Origin of the sequence: Proteus genomosp. 6 (genome assembly GCF_040139785.1) — a bacterium.
GTDB lineage: Bacteria > Pseudomonadota > Gammaproteobacteria > Enterobacterales > Enterobacteriaceae > Proteus.
Genome location: NZ_JBEEVJ010000015.1, coordinates 22,581 through 40,367, shown reverse-complemented (window position 1 = coordinate 40,367; position 17,787 = coordinate 22,581). Strand labels below are relative to the sequence as shown.

General features: G+C 41.7%; 21 protein-coding genes and 1 pseudogene. 11 read left to right on the top strand and 11 right to left on the bottom strand.

Translation table 11 applies throughout. The annotated features are described in order from the left end of the window. Nucleotides 1-124: 124 nt before the first annotated feature. Nucleotides 125-781, bottom strand: a complete 657-nt coding sequence (gene flgA, locus ABN212_RS16630) for a flagellar basal body P-ring formation chaperone FlgA (RefSeq protein WP_198619827.1) — start codon at nt 779-781, stop codon at nt 125-127. Nucleotides 782-990: 209 nt separating this feature from the next. On the opposite strand from flgA, the gene flgB reads away from it, so the two are divergent. The 11 genes from flgB (at nt 991) to flgL (ending at nt 11,160) form a co-directional block, all read left to right on the top strand. Further along, nucleotides 991-1,401 (top strand): flagellar basal body rod protein FlgB, encoded by a 411-nt coding sequence (flgB, locus tag ABN212_RS16625; RefSeq protein WP_072068529.1) that lies wholly within the window; start codon nt 991-993, stop codon nt 1,399-1,401. Between the two features lie 10 nt (nt 1,402-1,411). Continuing rightward, nucleotides 1,412-1,816, top strand: a complete 405-nt coding sequence (gene flgC, locus ABN212_RS16620) for a flagellar basal body rod protein FlgC (protein WP_006533173.1) — start codon at nt 1,412-1,414, stop codon at nt 1,814-1,816. Nucleotides 1,817-1,828: 12 nt separating this feature from the next. Then, the gene (locus tag ABN212_RS16615; protein ID WP_198619828.1) at nt 1,829-2,659 is read left to right on the top strand and encodes a flagellar hook assembly protein FlgD; all 831 of its coding nucleotides are present in this window, start codon (nt 1,829-1,831) and stop codon (nt 2,657-2,659) included. Between the two features lie 27 nt (nt 2,660-2,686). Next, entirely contained in the window at nt 2,687-3,937 is a 1,251-nt protein-coding gene (gene flgE, locus ABN212_RS16610) for a flagellar hook protein FlgE (protein WP_198619829.1), read from the top strand. A 21-nt stretch (nt 3,938-3,958) separates the two neighbouring features. Next, complete coding sequence (locus ABN212_RS16605; protein WP_198626598.1) at nt 3,959-4,714, top strand: flagellar basal body rod protein FlgF; 756 nt, start codon at nt 3,959-3,961, stop codon at nt 4,712-4,714. Between the two features lie 19 nt (nt 4,715-4,733). Then, nucleotides 4,734-5,516, top strand: a complete 783-nt coding sequence (gene flgG / locus ABN212_RS16600) for a flagellar basal-body rod protein FlgG (RefSeq protein ID WP_109373796.1) — start codon at nt 4,734-4,736, stop codon at nt 5,514-5,516. 63 nt (nt 5,517-5,579) lie between these two features. Next, nucleotides 5,580-6,323, top strand: coding sequence for a flagellar basal body L-ring protein FlgH (locus ABN212_RS16595; RefSeq protein WP_023581820.1), 744 nt, complete (start codon nt 5,580-5,582; stop codon nt 6,321-6,323). A gap of 14 nt (nt 6,324-6,337) precedes the next feature. Then, on the top strand, nt 6,338-7,444 hold the full coding sequence (locus tag ABN212_RS16590; RefSeq protein WP_099075765.1) for a flagellar basal body P-ring protein FlgI: 1,107 nt from the start codon (nt 6,338-6,340) through the stop codon (nt 7,442-7,444). Continuing rightward, a complete protein-coding gene (gene flgJ, locus ABN212_RS16585) occupies nt 7,444-8,430 on the top strand; it encodes a flagellar assembly peptidoglycan hydrolase FlgJ (RefSeq protein WP_109373795.1) in 987 nt (328 codons plus the stop codon). The genes ABN212_RS16590 and flgJ overlap by 1 nt, the downstream gene beginning before the upstream one ends. 117 nt (nt 8,431-8,547) lie before the next feature. After that, nucleotides 8,548-10,188, top strand: coding sequence for a flagellar hook-associated protein FlgK (flgK, locus tag ABN212_RS16580; RefSeq protein ID WP_198619831.1), 1,641 nt, complete (start codon nt 8,548-8,550; stop codon nt 10,186-10,188). Between the two features lie 27 nt (nt 10,189-10,215). After that, nucleotides 10,216-11,160 carry a flagellar hook-associated protein FlgL gene (gene flgL, locus ABN212_RS16575; protein ID WP_198619832.1) on the top strand — a complete coding sequence of 315 codons (945 nt, stop codon included), beginning with the start codon at nt 10,216-10,218 and terminating at the stop codon, nt 11,158-11,160. Nucleotides 11,161-11,247: 87 nt separating this feature from the next. Here flgL and ABN212_RS16570 read toward each other — a convergent pair. The 10 genes and pseudogenes from ABN212_RS16570 to fliJ form a co-directional block, all read right to left on the bottom strand. Further along, nucleotides 11,248-11,373 (bottom strand): annotated as a pseudogene (locus tag ABN212_RS16570) (GNAT family N-acetyltransferase); the annotation flags it as partial. A 156-nt stretch (nt 11,374-11,529) separates the two neighbouring features. Further along, nucleotides 11,530-12,312 carry a flagellar biosynthetic protein FliR gene (gene fliR / locus ABN212_RS16565; protein WP_098942426.1) on the bottom strand — a complete coding sequence of 261 codons (783 nt, stop codon included), beginning with the start codon at nt 12,310-12,312 and terminating at the stop codon, nt 11,530-11,532. Nucleotides 12,313-12,317: 5 nt separating this feature from the next. Then, the gene (gene fliQ / locus ABN212_RS16560) at nt 12,318-12,587 is read right to left on the bottom strand and encodes a flagellar biosynthesis protein FliQ (protein WP_069367481.1); all 270 of its coding nucleotides are present in this window, start codon (nt 12,585-12,587) and stop codon (nt 12,318-12,320) included. Nucleotides 12,588-12,602: 15 nt separating this feature from the next. Then, a complete protein-coding gene (fliP, locus tag ABN212_RS16555; protein WP_232797659.1) occupies nt 12,603-13,373 on the bottom strand; it encodes a flagellar type III secretion system pore protein FliP in 771 nt (256 codons plus the stop codon). Further along, entirely contained in the window at nt 13,373-13,819 is a 447-nt protein-coding gene (gene fliO / locus ABN212_RS16550; protein ID WP_198632221.1) for a flagellar biosynthetic protein FliO, read from the bottom strand. The genes fliP and fliO overlap by 1 nt, the downstream gene beginning before the upstream one ends. A gap of 3 nt (nt 13,820-13,822) precedes the next feature. Continuing rightward, entirely contained in the window at nt 13,823-14,233 is a 411-nt protein-coding gene (gene fliN / locus ABN212_RS16545; RefSeq protein WP_006533153.1) for a flagellar motor switch protein FliN, read from the bottom strand. After that, nucleotides 14,226-15,257: a flagellar motor switch protein FliM gene (gene fliM / locus ABN212_RS16540; protein WP_109373789.1), complete on the bottom strand. Its 1,032-nt coding sequence runs from the start codon at nt 15,255-15,257 to the stop codon at nt 14,226-14,228. The genes fliN and fliM overlap by 8 nt, the downstream gene beginning before the upstream one ends. A 5-nt stretch (nt 15,258-15,262) precedes the next feature. Beyond that, nucleotides 15,263-15,745 carry a flagellar basal body-associated protein FliL gene (gene fliL / locus ABN212_RS16535; protein ID WP_349443458.1) on the bottom strand — a complete coding sequence of 161 codons (483 nt, stop codon included), beginning with the start codon at nt 15,743-15,745 and terminating at the stop codon, nt 15,263-15,265. Between the two features lie 177 nt (nt 15,746-15,922). Then, complete coding sequence (locus ABN212_RS16530) at nt 15,923-17,326, bottom strand: flagellar hook-length control protein FliK (protein ID WP_349443457.1); 1,404 nt, start codon at nt 17,324-17,326, stop codon at nt 15,923-15,925. Beyond that, nucleotides 17,326-17,772: a flagellar export protein FliJ gene (gene fliJ / locus ABN212_RS16525; protein WP_006533149.1), complete on the bottom strand. Its 447-nt coding sequence runs from the start codon at nt 17,770-17,772 to the stop codon at nt 17,326-17,328. Before fliJ ends, ABN212_RS16530 begins: the two co-directional genes overlap by 1 nt. Nucleotides 17,773-17,787: the final 15 nt, after the last annotated feature.

Below are 17,787 nucleotides of genomic sequence, written 5' to 3'. Positions count from 1 at the left end.
CTACAGCTTTAATTATTTAGAGTGAAAAATGTAGCGCAAGAGAGTTTACCTTGGCTTGCCATAACTGAAACGGGTAACAAGCAATTCAATATAGGCTTATTCTGCTTATCAGCTTTTTTATCCATTAAAGAGGGATGCGTACAGAGCCGTTTTCAAGTGCTTCGCCAGTGACAATTTGGCCTGATTTAACTCTCACTCGAATGGTTTCGTTGGCAACCGCGTTGTTTACAGCTTTGCCTTCATAACGGATCTGAAAGTGAGGGCCTTGTGCAAATACGGTGACGGTTTGTCCTGCCAAAATAGCCCAAGGGCGACGAACCATTGTGGAGGTTAAAGGTTTTCCTGCGGATATTTGTCGCATTGCGATCGCATTTTTAATTAATGCGGGATCACGTAATACATCATAAGGTAATTTTTCTAATTCGCCCGTTGCCGTACTAATAGCAGACGTTTCAATAATATCATCACGATTGATGTCTTTTTTCGCGATTAAGTATTCACCATTAACGCTAACATCAATTTGAATAAAACGACGTTGCTTATCGCACTGAATTGGGATTGAAAGACGTCCCCAATTACGAGAGCCAGCATGACGTTGGATCTCTTGTGTTTGGCAGACAGGCCATTTCTCTTCTGGCGTTAAAACTGTCACAGTCACTTTATCGTCTTGTTGGTGAAGTGCGACAAAGAAATCTTGCAGTTCTTCAGGCAGTGATTTCGCGATACTCACATTCACCATAAAGAAAAAAGAAAATAGACCGATAAGAGTTCTAACTAACATAATTTGTATCACCTTACAGAGTTGATGCTAATTGTGCGTTTGTCATTATTTAGCAATAACAGTGTACATCGACTTTGCACGCCTTAAACGCATAAATAGCAATCCAATTTACGCCTATTCCTCCAATCATCTTTTTTTTGAGCGTTTATTCTGTCAACTGAAATTGTTTTATCAGCTGAGGTAAGTGGCTTAGCCACCAAGGATAGAAGATGCTCGATAAATTAGAAAATACGTTTCATTTTCAACAAGAAGCGCTCTCAATACGCAATAAACGCCAAGAAATTCTCGCTGCGAATATCGCAAACGCAGATACCCCAGGCTTTCAGGCTCGTGATATTGATTTTGCTTCTGAATTGAAGAAAACCATTGAAAACGGACGTACTGGTAGTCATGGCATGCAATTGGCGATGACATCAGAGCGCCATATCCCGATCAAACCCGGTTATCGCTTAGAAGCGGACTTACTCTATCGCGTGCCTCATCAGACTGCGATGGATGGTAATACCGTGGATATGGACATGGAACGTAGTAATTTTGCTGACAATAGCCTTAAGTATCAGGCTGATGTGACATTTATTAATTCACAAGTTAAAAGCATGATGTCTGTATTGCAACAGTAGGGTAAAGAGCATGTCTTTATTTAGTATTTTTGATATTTCAGGTTCAGCACTTTCAGCGCAATCTCAACGTTTAAACGTAAGTGCTAGCAATATGGCAAATGCCGACAGTGTTGCGGGCCCAGATGGTGAACCTTATCGTGCAAAACAGGTTGTTTTTCAGGTAAACGCACCTGCTGGTCAAGAAGTTGGTGGTGTTCGTGTCACTGAAGTGGTGGATGATCCTGCTCCATTTCGCATGGAATATCAGCCGGGACATCCTTTTGCCGATGAAAAAGGGTATGTACGTATGCCGAATGTTGATGTTGTGGGTGAAATGATTAATACCATTTCTGCTTCAAGAAGCTACCAAGCTAACGTCGAAGTGATGAACACGGCAAAATCGCTGATGCAAAAAACACTGATGATAGGTCAATAGGGAGAATAAATTGTGGGTATTTCCTCCTCAATGAATGAACCTTATGATAATACCATTATCGGGGATACACCTTCTTCATACCATACGAAAAAAAGTGGTAGTGAGGATATTAAAGGGAATTTCCTGACACTTCTCATCACTCAGATGAAAAATCAAGATCCAACAAACCCAATGCAAAATAATGAGTTAACCTCCCAGTTGGCTCAAATTTCAACCGTTGAAGGCATTGAAACACTGAATAAAACAGTGAATAACATTGTTGGACAGATTGATCAAAGTCAGGCGTTGCGCGCTTCTTCTCTAGTAGGCCGTGGTGTTATGGTCTCTGGGAATAAAATTGTTGTCTTTCAGCCAACCGACGGTAAAGGTGAAACTGAAAAGCCCAGTGATGGGGATGACACAATTCCAACACCTGATACTCAAAATGAAAAAACGCGCCAGCAAATGGGAATATATAAATCAGGTGATACTGACCCAACTGCGCCTAGCGATGAACACCTATTTTCAACACCTTTTGGTTTTGAATTACTCAGTCCAACCGATTCTCTTACGATAAACATCACTAATGCCAGTGGTGCTACCGTTCGTACAATCCAAATGGACAAAAAGATGCTACCGGATGTTTATAACTTCTCTTGGGATTGTACTGATGAAGATGACAATCCTGTTCCAACTGGCAGTTATAAATTTACCGTTAACGCCACGCTTAATGATGCTCAGGTCCCTGTTAAGACACTGAATTATGCGCTGGTGAATAGTGTGTCCATGGTGGATGGTGGTGCCCGCCTTGATATTGGCTTAGGTAATACCGTTTCATTGGATGAAATTCGTCAGGTTCTTTAACTAACACATATTCAACTTGGAGGGCGCATGTCCTTTTCACAAGCAGTAAGTGGTTTAAACGCAGCCGCCGCTAACTTAGATTCTATCGGTAATAATATTTCTAACTCCGCAACCTATGGCTTCAAAGGTGCAACTGTCTCTTTTGCTGACGTTTTCGCCGGCTCTGGTGCAGGTCTAGGTGTTAAAGTGGCAGGCATTAGCCAAAACTTTAAAGACGGTAGTATCACAACCACTAACCGCCCAACAGACGTAGCGATTTCTGGCGGTGGTTTTTTCCGCATTGAAGACCAAAACGGTGGCGTTTTCTATTCACGTAATGGCGAATTCGGTAAAGATAAAAATGGTTTCCTGACTAATATGCAAGGTATGCGTATTACAGGTTATCCAGTACAAGTTGTTGATGGTAAAAACGTTGTTCAAAAAGGGGCAACACCAACACCTATCGTTATTCCTACCGATATGATGAATGCCAGCGCAACCAACAAAATTGATATGGCGGTTAACCTGAACTCTGGTGAAGATAAACCCGCTAAAGCTCCATTTGATGCTAAAGATGGTGATACATATAACTTTAGTACTAACGTTACCACTTACGATAGCTTAGGTAATGAACATAATCTGAACTTATTCTTTGTAAAAACGAATGACAATGAATGGAAAGTTTATGGACAAGATACATCAACTAAGACTGCTGGTGGTACTCCAACTCTTCACCAAGATTTAGGGACTTTAAAATATACTAAGTCAGGTGTATTAGAGAGTTATACCGCAGCGGGTGTAACACCACCAGCATTACCAAGTATGTCTATTGATTCTTTAAATGGTTCTGCTGTAGGCAAAATTGAACTTGATTTCACCGGTAGTACCCAACAAAAAGTTGCTGAATCAAGCGTTTCTAAATTAGCGCAAAACGGTTACCAAGCGGGTGAATTCACCAATTTCCGTATTGAGCAAGATGGCTCCATTATGGCGACCTACTCAAACCAACAAAGCCAAGTTGTTGGTCAAATCGCACTCGCTAACTTTGCAAACCCAGGCGGCTTAAGCTCACAAGGCGACAACATGTGGTCTGAAACTAACGGTTCAGGTTCACCAATCGTGGGTGTTGCAGGCGCTGGCGTATTCGGCAAATTAACCAATAACGCATTAGAAGCGTCTAACGTGGATATGAGCCAAGAGTTAGTCAACATGATCGTTGCTCAACGTAACTATCAATCAAACGCACAAACCATCAAGACTCAGGATCAGATCCTGCAGACTCTGGTTAGCTTGCGCTAATAACGCAGGAAATAATCTGTTATGGATCATGTGATTTATACCGCGATGGGCGGCGCCAGACATTCGATGGAAAACCAAGCTGTCGTGGCGAACAACTTAGCAAACGCATCAACGCCGGGATTCAAAGCGCAGCTTAGTGCAATGCGAGCCGTACCTGTCAATGGCGATACCTTACCAACTCGTACATTAACGGTAGCCTCAACGCCAGGTAGCGATCAGAGTCAAGGAACGATGAACTATACCGGCAGATCAATGGACGTTGCTTTAAGTGATAACGGCTTTTTGGCCGTTCAACTTGAAGATGGCACAGAAGCGTATACCCGAAACGGGAATATCCAACGCAACGCTGATGGCATGTTAATGGTACAAGGGCGTTTGTTAATGGGCGATAACGGTGCGATTGAAGTGCCTGCTCAAGCAAACGTCAGTATTGCCAATAACGGTATTGTGACTGCGCATGTACCGACTGATCCACCGAAAATGTTGGGTCAAATTGGTCGTTTGAAAATGGTAAAACCAGAGCAAAACGACTTAGTTCGTGGCGATGATGGTTTATTCCATTTATCCCCTAAAGGGGCTGCGCGTGCCGGTGAGGAATTACCTGCGGATGATAGCGTGAAGGTGCTAGCTGGTGTTTTAGAAGGCAGTAATGTTAATCCAGCAGAAGCCATGGTCGATATGATAGCAAACGCAAGACGTTTCGAAATGCAAATGAAGGTTATCCATAGCGCTGATGAAAATGCGCAAAAGGCTAACCAATTGCTATCACTGAGTTAAATAGTGTAAGGGGAAAACCATGATCCGTTCTTTATGGATTGCTAAAACTGGGTTGGATGCACAACAAACTAACATGGATGTGATTTCCAACAACCTCGCAAACGTCAGCACCAATGGCTTTAAACGCCAACGTGCGGTTTTCGAAGATTTACTGTATCAAACGATCCGCCAGCCGGGTGCAATGACATCAGAACAGACGAATGCACCGTCAGGTTTACAAATTGGTACAGGTGTTCGTCCTGTTGCTACTGAGCGTTTACATAGTCAAGGTAACTTGGCTCAAACAAACGGTACTCGTGATGTGGCGATTAAAGGACAAGGTTTTTTCCATGTTCAGTTACCTGATGGTACCGATGCTTATACTCGTGATGGTTCTTTTCAAATGGATCAAAATGGGCAATTAGTGACAACTAGCGGTTTCCAAGTTGTTCCAGCCATTATTTTACCTGATACCGCCAAAAAAGTGATGATTGGTCGTGATGGTACTGTCAGTGTTGAAATTGAAGGCTCACCTGCACCACAACAAGTGGGTCAATTGACGCTAACAACCTTCATTAATGACAGCGGATTAGAAAGTGTTGGTGAAAACTTGTACTTAGAAACCGCAAGTTCTGGCGCACCTACTGAGAATGCCCCAGGTATCAACGGCGCAGGCTTGTTGTATCAGGGATATGTTGAAACCTCTAACGTTAACGTAGCTGAAGAGCTGGTCAATATGATCCAGACTCAACGTGCTTATGAAATTAACAGTAAAGCGATTTCAACATCTGATCAGATGTTACAGAAACTAACGCAACTCTAATTTCGTTTGTTTATTAGCCTGGCAGGGGTTCCTGTCAGGCGTATTACTAAAAGAGTATCGAAGATGGATACAAAGGTCATTACTGACAATTCTGGGGCAAGAAAGCTTAGTGTCAGATGGCGTCGTCATCAACGTTTAGGTACCGCCCTGTTGGTACTGACACTGGCAGGATGCGCACATATACCCAAAAAACCGTTAGTAGAAGGTAACACAACGGCGGTTCCAACGGCACCAACAGCACCTGCACCTAATGGCTCTATTTTTCAGTCAGCTCAGCCTGTTTATTTTGGCTATCAACCTCTATTTGAAGACAGACGTCCTCGAAATATTGGCGATACGCTAACGATTACATTGCAAGAAAACGTGAGTGCAAGCAAAAACTCATCCGCAAATGCGAGCCGTAATGGCAAAGCAGGATTCCTTGCTTCGATCACGCCAAGATTTTTGGAAGGATTGTTTGGTAATAGCCGTGCTGATATGGGAATGGAGGGAAACAGTGACTTTGGCGGTAAAGGTGGCGCAAATGCAAACAATACCTTTAAAGGCACCATCACTGTTACCGTCGATCAGCTTCTTGCCAATGGAAACCTGCACGTTATCGGTGAAAAGCAAATTGCTATCAATCAAGGTACTGAATTTATCCGTTTTTCAGGTGTTGTGAACCCAAGAACAATCAGTGGTGCTAATACCGTAAATTCAACCCAAGTTGCTGATGCTCGTATTGAATATATCGGAGACGGTTATATCAATGAAGCACAGTCTATGGGATGGCTACAACGCTTCTTCTTAAATGTATCACCTTTTTAATGAGTAGGGTCCAGATGAAAAAAATAGCGATGAGCCTTTTCTTTATCGTGATGACATGTGTCGGTTTTTCCGCTCATGCCGAACGGATCAGAGATCTCACCTCTGTTGAAGGGGTAAGAGAAAATGCGCTGATTGGTTATGGTTTGGTTGTGGGATTAGATGGAACGGGTGACCAAACAATGCAAACCCCGTTTACCACGCAAAGTCTGAATAACATGCTCTCACAATTGGGGATCACAGTACCACCTGGCACCAATATGCAATTGAAAAACGTTGCAGCGGTAATGGTAACTGCAAAATTACCGCCTTTTGGTCGTACAGGGCAATCAATCGACGTCGTTGTTTCATCCTTAGGTAATGCCAAAAGCTTACGTGGTGGTACGTTGCTGATGACACCATTAAAAGGTGTCGATAATCAGATTTATGCTTTAGCACAAGGCAATATTGTTGTCGGAGGAGCAGGTGCATCTGCGGGTGGTAATAGTGTTAAAGTGAACCAGTTAGCGGGTGGACGCATTAGCAGCGGAGCTATCATTGAACGTGAACTGCCTTCGCAATTTGGTCAAACAGGTCTGCTGAACCTACAACTGAATGAAGAAAACTTCACTTTGGCACAACACATCTCTGATACCGTTAATAAATTGCGCGGTGTAGGTACAGCTATTCCTTTAGACGCTCGTACAGTTCAATTGCGTGTTCCTATTGGTAAAAGTGAACAAGTACGTTTTCTGGCTGAAGTTCAAAACCTTGAAATTAAACGTGTTGTTGCAGATGCGAAAGTGATCATTAATGCAAGAACAGGTTCTGTTGTTATGAATCGTGATGTGACATTAGGAAGCTGTGCTATTGCTCAAGGCAACCTTTCCGTTACGGTTGATAGCCAAGTTAATGTAAGCCAACCTAATACTCCGTTTGCAGGGGGTAGCACTGTTGTAACGCGTAATACTAGCGTAAATATGAGTGAACAAGGTGGTTCATTACAACAAGTGAATGCAAGCGCAAGCTTAAACGAAGTGATCCGCACATTAAATGCACTTGGTGCAACACCAACAGATTTAATGTCAATTTTGCAAGCAATGGAAAGCGCGGGTTGCTTACGTGCGAGACTGGAGATTATCTGATGAAAGATTTATCTCTGCTTTCTTCAATGCCGACGATGTCTGCGCCGGCATATGACAGTAATGCATTGAATAAACTTAAATATCAGGTTGGGCAAAATGCTGATCAGCAAGGGCTGCGCCAAGTGGCGCAGCAACTTGAAGGTGTTTTTGTTCAAATGATGTTAAAGAGCATGCGTGATGCTATTCCTCAAGAAAGCATGTTCAACTCAGAAAGTACCAAGATGTACACCTCTCTTTATGATCAACAAATCGCTCAAGACTTATCACAAAAAGGCTTGGGCTTTGCTGACATGATAGAAAAACAACTTTCTGCCAAAGTCACGCTAGACCCAAGTGAAATGGCGGGCAAAACACCTATGCCATTAGATGGTAGTGATATATTTCAATCCATGCCAACGCAAGCATTGGGGCAAATTTATCGTGCGATGCAGCCCTATCAAAATGCAGTTGAAAGTACGATTGGCAAGCTTAAGGGCTTATCTGAAAGCAGTGCTTCTTTTGCTTCAAAACTGTTAGGGCCTGCAAAACAAGCCACAGAAGGTACTGGTGTACACCATCTTTTAGTTGTTGCTCAGGCTGCACTTGAATCAGGTTGGGGTAAGCGTGAAATTCTAACTGGTGACGGTAAACCGAGTTATAACCTGTTTGGTATTAAAGCAGGAAGTAGCTGGAAAGGGCCTGTTACGAATATCATGACAACTGAAGTGATCGATGGTAACTCGATTAAAATGCGTGACAATTTCCGTGTTTATGGCTCGTATGTTGAAGCTATTCAAGATTACCTTAGATTGATCACTGAAAGTCCTCGTTACGCTAAAGTACCTCAAGCTCAAACTCCTGAACAAGCGGCTTACCGTATCCAAGAAGCAGGCTATGCTACCGATCCGGGTTATGCCAAAAAACTGGTTTCAATTATTGGTCAATTAAAAGGAAGTGGTGAGCAAGTTGCTAAAACTTATACTCACGATTTAAGCGACCTATTTTAATCATTTTCCCCTCAAGTTTAGAGGGGAAGAACCGATAATAAAGACCAGAGCATCCATTTAACTTGCCAGCTATGCTCCGTGCATACGGGTGATGACTAAACGTAAAAGGATAGACAAATGTCCAACAGTTTAATTAATACAGCGATGAGCGGACTTAATGCGGCACAAGCTGCGATGAGCACTGTGAGTAATAATATCGCTAACCAAAATGTGAAATGGTACAACCGTCAAATGACTGTTTTTAATGAAAACAGTGGCACAATGACCGGTAATGGTTATATCGGTAATGGTGTTAATGTTAGCCGTATTCATCGAGAATATAACGAATTCCTTGCTGGCCAAATGAACCGTGCAATGGCAAAACAAAGTGCTTTAAACAGTTATACCAAAAATATCTCACAAATTAATGATTTGTTAGCAGATAAAGGGAATGACGTTTCGAGCGCAATTGACGAATTTTTTACAAGCTTACCTAACGTTACCAATAACGCAGAAGATAATCCTGCGCGTACAACCGTTATTGGTAAAGCGGAAGCGATGGTTAATATGTTTGCTAAAGCAGACCAATCATTGCGCGATCTAGAAAAAGATATTAATAGTCAGGTCACTAACACCTCTAAAAATATCAATGAATATACAAAACAGATCGCAAAATTAAATAATGAAATCAGTCGTGCTAAAGGCTTTAATGGCGCTGAACCTAATGATTTATTAGACCAACGTGACCGTTTAGTTCAAGAGCTAAACACACTGGTTGATGTACAAGTGACTCAACAAGACGGTGGTTTTGTTAACGTCACATTTGCTAATGGTTTGCCATTAGTGTCTGGTACTCGCTCTTATGAAGTTTCTGCTATTCCATCTAATAAAAACAGCGAACGCCTTGTTATTGGTTATAGCAACGGTATTGATGAAGTTCGTGAAGTGGATGCAAAACGTATTAAAGGTGGCGAACTCGGCGGTGCTTATCGTAGCCGTGAAGAAGTGTTAGATCCAAGCCGTAATCAATTAAACCAATTAGCGTTAGTGTTGGGCGATCAATTTAATAAACAGCATGAGCAAGGTTTTGATTTAAATGGCGACAAAGGTGGAAAATTCTTTGACCTTGGTGGCGCTCATGTTATGCCAAACGGCAAAAACAAAGGTAATGCCACCTTTGATGTGAAATATACTGACACTAAAGAAGTAAAAGCGGCTGATTATACGGTTAAATATGACGGCAGCAATTGGAATGTGACGGTAGAGCCGGGTGGTCGTAAAGTTGCATCTAAAGTTGGTGCAACGGGCGAATTAGAATTCGAAGGGATGAGTATCAAAGTCAATGGTACACCACAAAAAGACGATTCCATTGTCGTTCAATCTGTGGGTAACGTGATTGCTGGTATGAAAGTTGCTTTGACTGATCCTAGCAAAATTGCGGCAGCAGGTTCTAAAGATACTGGCCCAAGCGATAACGAAAACATGAAAAAACTGTTTGAGTTACCCGATGAAAAAATTATTGATGGTAAAACAACAATTGCTGGTGGTTATGGCTCATTGATCAGTATGGTCGGTAATAAAGTGAATACCGCTCAAGTTGACTTTGATGCTCAGGTTTCTATCACTAAAAGTATTGTAGAACAACAACAGTCTGTTTCTGGCGTGAACTTGGATGAAGAGTATGGCGAGATGTATCGCATTCAAGAATATTACATGGCAAATGCGAAAGTTATTCAAACAGCAAACAGTATGTTTGATGCGATTATGCAAGTTCTCTAAGCCTTCATCAGAATAAGGAATAACACGGTGCGTTTAAGTTCAAATCAAATTTTTAGTCAGCGAGTGGACAATATCACCAGTTCGCAAAGCAAATGGATGACTGAAGGAAATAAAATCTCCAGTGGTCGTCGCGTTGAAAAACCATCAGATGATCCAATGGCGGCTTCTCAAGCGGTGATGGTTAAACAATCTGAATCGCGTAATCAGCAGTATGCGACAGCTCGTGGATTTGCAAAAAACAGTATGTCTTTGCAAATGAGCTTAGCAAGCCAAATGGTGAATATTACAACCAAAATTCAAGAAACACTGGTTGCAGCAGGTAATGATGCAACATTAAGTGATGAAGACCGTTCGTCTTTAGCTGAACAATTAGCTGGTTTAAAAGACCAGCTAGTGGGTATTGGTAATACAAAAGATGGTGTGGGGCGTTATATTTTTGCAGGCTTCCAATCAGACAAACCTCCTTTTGTCGCTGATGCAACAGGCAAAATCACCTATCAAGGCGGTGATAAGCAAATTACCCAAAAAGTAGATAGTAATATTGAAATGGTCACTAACTTTACAGGGATCGAAACATTACAATCTTCAGGTAGTAAAGGGACAGAGCCAGACATTTTTAATGCCCTTGATGATGCGATTACAGCATTGCGTGACCCTTTAACAGGTAAATCACAAGCTGAGCGTGATGCTGCATTAGATAAAATTGATGCGGCAAACCGTATTAACCGTGCAACGCTAAATAATATTTCTAGTGTTGAAGCTAAATTAGGCTTACAACTTCAAGAGCTTGATAATTTAGATGATTTAGGTGCGGATACGTCTTTAAGAAATGCAAAACGTTTAAGCGAATTGCGTGATTTAGACTGGACACAAGCAATTTCAGATTATTACCAAGAAGAGTCTGTATTACAAGCTTCTTATAAAGTCTTTAACGACATGAAAGATATGTCGATGTTCAAAATGTATCGCTAATTATTTAGTTCGGTTCTAAGACATTTTGATATCACCCCTGGTATTTATTTATCAGGGGTTTTTTTTTATTGAATACAACAGATGAGTTCATTTCTTTAATGCTAGAAATAAAGTGTCTTTTTGTATTGAAGAGGCTTTAAAACCATTATGAAGATAAAACTGTTTTGCATTTTCTGTAAGAGCATGAACCATAATCGTTTGAACGCCCGCATTGACCGAGGGTTTACGGCGTTTTTCGCTAAAATGATGACAGGTATAATGATATACAAGGATTGTGGAATAAATGACCATTGATGGCTAGAGTGAAAACAGATTAATTTTAATGAGTGAGATGAAAAATAACTAATTAAAAGTTAATAATCCGAAATCTCAAGAAACCAACTGTTGCAATATCAATGTAATACGATTAAACGTATCGCTAAAGACACGCTCTGTAAACACAGGTAATGCAGGCATAATCATGGATAATGCTAACATACCGATAGTCAGCGTAAGAGGGAAGCCAACCACAAAGACTGAAAGTTGTGGTGTCATTCGGTTTAGAATACCTAATGAAAGGTTGAGTACTAAAAGTAGAGTGATTAATGGCATGGCTAACATCATACCGTTAATAAAGATTGTGCCACCACTTTGAACTAAAGTGAGAATACCTAATGAGTTAAACGTCTGATTTCCAATAGGAACAACATAGAACGTATCAACTAATATAGACAATAGCCATAAATGTCCATCAAATACCATAAATAATAGCATTGTTAGCATATTAAAAATACGTGCCAGAATAGGCATATTAGGGCCGCCTGATGGATCGACGAAGGTGGCGAATGAAAGCCCCATCTGTAAGCCAATCACTTCACCAGCATGACGAACAGAAGCGAACGCCAACTGCATTGATAACCCTAAAATTGTGCCAATTAGAATTTGTTGCAACAGTACCCAAAAGGCAATAAGCGAGAATAAAGGTACATTACTTTGCGGTAAGCCTGGTGCAACTAATGCAGTAATTAAAAAGGCGAGCGCAATGCGAAATTTTTTAGGTGTCTGCTTTTCACTAAATAGCGGTGCAGTGCTAAAAAGGGCGAGTATACGCACAAATGGCCAGAAAAAATCACTAATGTAGCCGTTAAGCATTTCACTGGTCAGGGTTATCATTGCTATTAACCAATCATCCCAGGAATGCCAGTAAATAAGTTATGCATATAATCGACAAGTAAACTTAACATCCAAGGACCCGCAACTAAAATAGCAGCTAATACAGCAAGAATTTTTGGAATAAACGACAATGTCATTTCGTTTATCTGCGTTGCAGCTTGAAGCATACTGATCACAAGACCCGTCACTAGAGCGGACAATAAAAGAGGGCCAGCTAGTGATAAAGCGATTTTCATCGCTTCAGTACCTAGTGCTAAGACGGATTCTGGTGTCATGGGGTTACCTCTGCGCTAATTGAAAAAGCTTTGTGCAAGCGAGCCTAGTATTAATTGCCAACCATCTACTAAAACAAAAAGCATGAGTTTAAATGGCAATGAGACTGTGGCAGGTGGCACCATCATCATACCTAGCGCCATTAATACACTGGCAACAACTAAGTCGATAATAAGAAAAGGAATAAAAATCATAAAACCGATTTGGAAGGCGGTTTTTAACTCACTCGTAATATAAGCAGGCACCAAAATACGCATTGGTACACTTTCGCGAGTTTCAAACGCAGGCGCATCGGCAAGACGAGCAAACAGAGCTAAGTCAGTTTCACGCGTTTGTTGCATCATAAACTGACGCAAAGGTTTAGAGCCATTCTCTAAGGCTTGCTCGAAGGTAATTTGATCTTCAGTAAATGGCATATAGGCATCTTGATAAATTTTATCAAAAACCGGTGCCATAATGAAAAAGGTCATAAATAACGCCAAACCAAGAACCACTTGGTTTGGTGGTGCAGAAGGTGTACCTAAAGCATTACGTAGTAATCCAAGGACAATAATAATGCGGGTAAAACTTGTCATCATCAGCAAAATAGCAGGAATAAACCCCAACGCTGTAATGAAGATTAATGTTTGTACTGGTAATGACCAACTTTGACCACCACCCGGTAAAGGCTGTGTAATAACACTCGGAAATTGGGCAAACGCACTGGTAGGTAACAAGATTAAAACCAGCACACTAGCGAAGAGACGCCAACGCTTTAATGCGTTAAAAAAAGTGACACACTGATGCATTATGAGTTGCCTTTATCTCGCTTTAGCGTTTTTTGTAATATTTGAGTAAACAATGGCGATGTTGGTGATGAGTTCGCTTCCTGCGAGGCTTTATCAGGGATGGGTAATTTATGCAGCAGATTTACCTGCGATGCAGTTACACCTAATACGAGCCATTCCTGTTCTACTTCAACCACCACCACACGTTCTTTTGCACCTAATGAACAACTTGCTTTAACGCTAAGTTGTGCTGTCGTTCCTTTAAATGAACCACGGGTAAAGCCAAAACGGCGAAATAACCACATAGCAACAATAATAAGAACGATAATGCCTGCAAGTGCCGTGCTAACTTGAGCAAGACTTTGACCTACAGGCAACGGCTGTGTAGGTGTTTGAACAGTTTGTGTTGTAGCGGGTGCGGTAGTATTTACCGCACCTTGGCTGGAAAAGGAAGGAAGCTGTTCCATAGATTAACGGCTCAGACGACGCATACGTTCTGATGGCGTAATGATATCGGTAATGCGAATACCGTATTTATCAGAAACAACAACAACTTCACCTTGAGCGATTAAATAGCCATTGATAAGAATATCAAGAGGCTCACCAGCTAAACCATCCAGTGAAACGACAGAACCTTGTGACAGGCTCAGTAATTTTTTAATGGTCATTTTGGTACGGCCTAACTCTACTGTTAATTTGACTGGAATATCCATAATCAAATTGATATCAGATAGATGGTTCAGCGTATCGTCTTCAGGTAAAAGATGTTCAAATAGATCGGAACTATTATCCTGGCTTTTCCCAGTTTGCTGTTCCATTGCATCAGCCCACATATCCTCAGCCGATTGTGAATTATCAGTTGGGCGATTTGCATCACTCATTGGTTTGTTCCTCATCCAGAGCGTTTAAAACAGGGTTAATTAGGTGTTCAACACGAAGGGCATATTGCCCATTTACTGTACCGTATTGGCTTGTTAATACGGGCACACCATCAACATGTGCAATCAATCTTTCTGGTCTATCAATTGGGATAACATCCCCAGCTTTAAGTGTTAGCACTTTTGATAAACGCAGTGGGATGTCAGCAAAGTTTGCGACCAGTTCTAGCTCTGAATGCTGAACTTGGTTGACTAAACTATCTAACCAAACCCCATCTTCTTGACGAACATTTTCAATTGGTGGATTAATCAGTCGTTCACGTAATGGTTCAATCATGGCAAATGGAATACAAATACTAAATTCCCCAACCATTGAACCAATTTCCACCTGAAAAGGTGTTGTAACAACAATGTCATTCGGTGATGAGGTGATATTGGTAAATTTCACCTGCATTTCAGAACGAACATATTCCACCTGAATTTTGAATATGGAATCCCAAGCATCACGGTAGGCATCAAGTGCCAGTTTCAACATTTTGTTGATGATCCGCTGCTCTGTGTTGGTAAATTCACGTCCTTCCACAGGGATTGGAAAACGGCCATCACCACCGAACAGGTTATCTACCGCGATATAAACCAGATTGGGTTCAAAGGTAAATAATGCTGTTCCTCGTAAAGGCTTTAAATGCACCAAGTTAAGGTTTGTTGGCACAGGTAAGTTACGAGCAAAGTCGTGATAAGGGTGAATTTTAACGCCACCAACAGTAATGTCAGGACTCCGACGGAGCATGTTAAACAGCCCCATACGGAATTGACGTGCAAAGCGTTCGTTAATAATTTCTAACGACTGTAAACGTTCTCGAACCACACGACGTTGCGTGTTGGGGTCATAAGGCTGAATATCCGGTTCATTCGGATCCTTCGCTATCGCAGGTTCCCTGTTCGCGCTTTTTTTGGCGTCGTCACCTGATGTGTCATCATTCAGCAGAGCATCAATCTCTGCCTGTGAAAGGATATTATCGCTCATAATGATTATCGCAGAATAAACGTGGTAAACAGTACATCGGAGAGGATCTGTTCAGATTCTCCCGGTACGAGAGTCGGTCTCAGCGTTTCTTTTACATCCGTCATTAGCTGGAGTTTTCCATTGTCTGTCGCAAGCTTATTAGCCTGTTGACGAGAAAGCAGTAATGACAAGCGGCTACGAACCTCAGGTAAATAATCATGTAGACGTTTACGAGTTTCTTCATTATGTAATCTTAATGTGATCCCTATGTAGAGCACTCTGTCTAAGTGTTCTTCGTCATCAATTAAATTTACCGTAAAGGGTTCTAATGACATAAAAACGGGTGCTGGTATAACTTTTTCCTGATTTGTGCCCGCTGAACCTGATTTAGCATGCTTCAATGCCCACCAACTATATCCACCGAATGCCGCTGCAATAATGGCGATCACCAATAATACGATGATCAGAATTAAGCTATAGCTTTTACGTTCATTGCTGTAATTAGACATGGACAGTTAAATTCCTGTTTTGTAGTGGATACGTGTTCACTGTTGTGGACTTCCATATCCATCTAAATCAACCTTAATTATCCCGCTATTTCTGTTTTTTAATTGCAGAAACAGATAGGGAAAAAACCATTAACTCTTACGTTTATTGACATAGGGTGTCCTCCCAATACATTTGTATTAGGCAAAAATATCAACACCACCACGAGCAGATGCTAATTCTTGAGGCGTAAGGGTTATCTTTTGTAGTGCCGTTTCAGAGGCTAATTGCAGAGAATTACCCTCGCTTCCTTGATGATTATCGGCACCATCTCCACTAAATTGAGAGGAATCTGACATATTTTGTTGTTGCCAACTGTCATGAGTGTCGCTAGACACCTGACTCTGCGTGAGCTGGATCCCATTTTCAGAGAGAGCTTGACGCAATTGATGCATGGCATTTTCTAATACAGAACGAACTTGTCCGTTTTGTGAAGCAAGGTGCAACTGCGCTTGCCCATCTTCTATTTTCATGCGGATATGCAATGAACCTAGCTCTTCAGGGTGTAAACGTAGCTCTGCCTTTTGTAAGCCATTACGGCTAAACATCACAATTTGTTGATTTAGTTGCTGTTGCCACTCTTGTGTTCCCACTTGTGCATTTAATACCTGTGTTGCCATCGGTGAAAATTGCATTTGTGGTTGTGTTGAAGAGTGAGCATGACCCGTAATGCTTTGCGAAGCCAAAGAAGAAGAGGTAGAAAGGGTGTTGTGAAGATCGCTTTCTACAACACGATTACCTGTCACCATTTGCTGAGCAACATTGTCCGCTAATTTTGCATTTGCAACTTGCTTATCGCCGTTTAGCAATGCATTCACTTTTTCTGCTGTTGGCGTTAAAAGTGTCGCGATGCTATCTACTTTTTTCGCAGAAGGCTTTTCTGTTTGATTAGCAGAGACAAGCGTACTTTCTGTTGCTAATGTCGCCGTCTCTGGGCGTAGCTGGGTTAACAAGGACTTTTCATCTGATTTTGATAGATTAAGCTTGTCGGTAAGGTTGAAGTCCGACATATCACCATCTTTTGAAATAGTGCGTGCTAACGAGGCTAAATCTTCACCACGTTTAACTGATTGAGGCTGTTGTAATGCTTGAGTCAGTTGCTCTGAGGGAAGGCTAAGCCGTTTTAATCCAGGTAGTCCTGCTAACTGAACGGGAAGTTCAGCAGCAAGTTCTTCTGCTGACATTAATAAAGAAGGGGTTTTATTTTCAACAATAGCCGCAAATTGTTCATTATCTGGCAAAGTCAGAGTCAATTGAGATTTCTCAAAAGATGGCTCTTCTATCACATTGGGTTCTGTGGTGACAGACGCAAGATGACTACCGTCTTCTTTTGTTTTGTCTTCATCAGAGTGTGAATGTGCTTTGTTTTCTTTCGTTGAATGGTTTGTGATATTGGCTGTCTTTTTATCACTCTGTGTATTTTGGGGTTGAGAGCCCAAAAGCTGAGCAAATGTCGGGGCATTATCACCGGGCTGACTATTTGAAGCGGATGTCGTTCCCGAAGAGGTTGCAGCGACATCCATGGTCAGAAGCGTTATCTCCATCAAGTTGTTCTCCGTAAAGTACTACGCTGTGCGTACTCGTCCATTTGTTTCTGTTCAATACGATCAAGATGTCGCTTACGGCTATCTTCAGCACGTTGCTCCAAAGTCTCAAATGCATTGAGTCGTTGCTGTTTTTCTCTCCATTGTTCAGTTGCAAGATCGAGCTGCGCCTGCCAATGTTGAAGTTGTTGTTTATGTTGTTCGATAGTCAATTCGAGCGTTTTGAGAAATTGTTGGTAGTTTTGCCACGATGCTGACGACATCCCCCCCAAATTCAACGTTTCATTTAGACGTACACGGTATTCATCCTGATACCCAATCAACATATTGAGTTGCTGTTCCATTTGTTGATGACTCTGCCGGACCTGAGCCAGTTGAATAGCGGCTTGCTCAGCCGCTGTCTGTGCCAGTTCTCTCAGTGTCACTAAAGGTGACTGCTCCCGCATTGGAACCCTCTTTAC

Excerpts from the sequence above, each read along its gene's own strand:
- flgA (WP_198619827.1), bottom strand. The coding sequence starts at position 781 with ATGTTAGTTAGAACTCTTATCGGTCTATTTTCTTTTTTCTTTATGGTG.
- flgB (WP_072068529.1), top strand. The coding sequence starts at position 991 with ATGCTCGATAAATTAGAAAATACGTTTCATTTTCAACAAGAAGCGCTC.
- flgC (WP_006533173.1), top strand. The coding sequence starts at position 1,412 with ATGTCTTTATTTAGTATTTTTGATATTTCAGGTTCAGCACTTTCAGCG.
- flgE (WP_198619829.1), top strand. The coding sequence starts at position 2,687 with ATGTCCTTTTCACAAGCAGTAAGTGGTTTAAACGCAGCCGCCGCTAAC.
- ABN212_RS16605 (WP_198626598.1), top strand. The coding sequence starts at position 3,959 with ATGGATCATGTGATTTATACCGCGATGGGCGGCGCCAGACATTCGATG.
- flgG (WP_109373796.1), top strand. The coding sequence starts at position 4,734 with ATGATCCGTTCTTTATGGATTGCTAAAACTGGGTTGGATGCACAACAA.
- ABN212_RS16595 (WP_023581820.1), top strand. The coding sequence starts at position 5,580 with ATGGATACAAAGGTCATTACTGACAATTCTGGGGCAAGAAAGCTTAGT.
- ABN212_RS16590 (WP_099075765.1), top strand. The coding sequence starts at position 6,338 with ATGAAAAAAATAGCGATGAGCCTTTTCTTTATCGTGATGACATGTGTC.
- flgJ (WP_109373795.1), top strand. The coding sequence starts at position 7,444 with ATGAAAGATTTATCTCTGCTTTCTTCAATGCCGACGATGTCTGCGCCG.
- flgK (WP_198619831.1), top strand. The coding sequence starts at position 8,548 with ATGTCCAACAGTTTAATTAATACAGCGATGAGCGGACTTAATGCGGCA.
- fliR (WP_098942426.1), bottom strand. The coding sequence starts at position 12,312 with ATGATAACCCTGACCAGTGAAATGCTTAACGGCTACATTAGTGATTTT.
- fliQ (WP_069367481.1), bottom strand. The coding sequence starts at position 12,587 with ATGACACCAGAATCCGTCTTAGCACTAGGTACTGAAGCGATGAAAATC.
- fliP (WP_232797659.1), bottom strand. The coding sequence starts at position 13,373 with ATGCATCAGTGTGTCACTTTTTTTAACGCATTAAAGCGTTGGCGTCTC.
- fliO (WP_198632221.1), bottom strand. The coding sequence starts at position 13,819 with ATGGAACAGCTTCCTTCCTTTTCCAGCCAAGGTGCGGTAAATACTACC.
- fliN (WP_006533153.1), bottom strand. The coding sequence starts at position 14,233 with ATGAGTGATGCAAATCGCCCAACTGATAATTCACAATCGGCTGAGGAT.
- fliM (WP_109373789.1), bottom strand. The coding sequence starts at position 15,257 with ATGAGCGATAATATCCTTTCACAGGCAGAGATTGATGCTCTGCTGAAT.
- fliL (WP_349443458.1), bottom strand. The coding sequence starts at position 15,745 with ATGTCTAATTACAGCAATGAACGTAAAAGCTATAGCTTAATTCTGATC.
- ABN212_RS16530 (WP_349443457.1), bottom strand. The coding sequence starts at position 17,326 with ATGGAGATAACGCTTCTGACCATGGATGTCGCTGCAACCTCTTCGGGA.
- fliJ (WP_006533149.1), bottom strand. The coding sequence starts at position 17,772 with ATGCGGGAGCAGTCACCTTTAGTGACACTGAGAGAACTGGCACAGACA.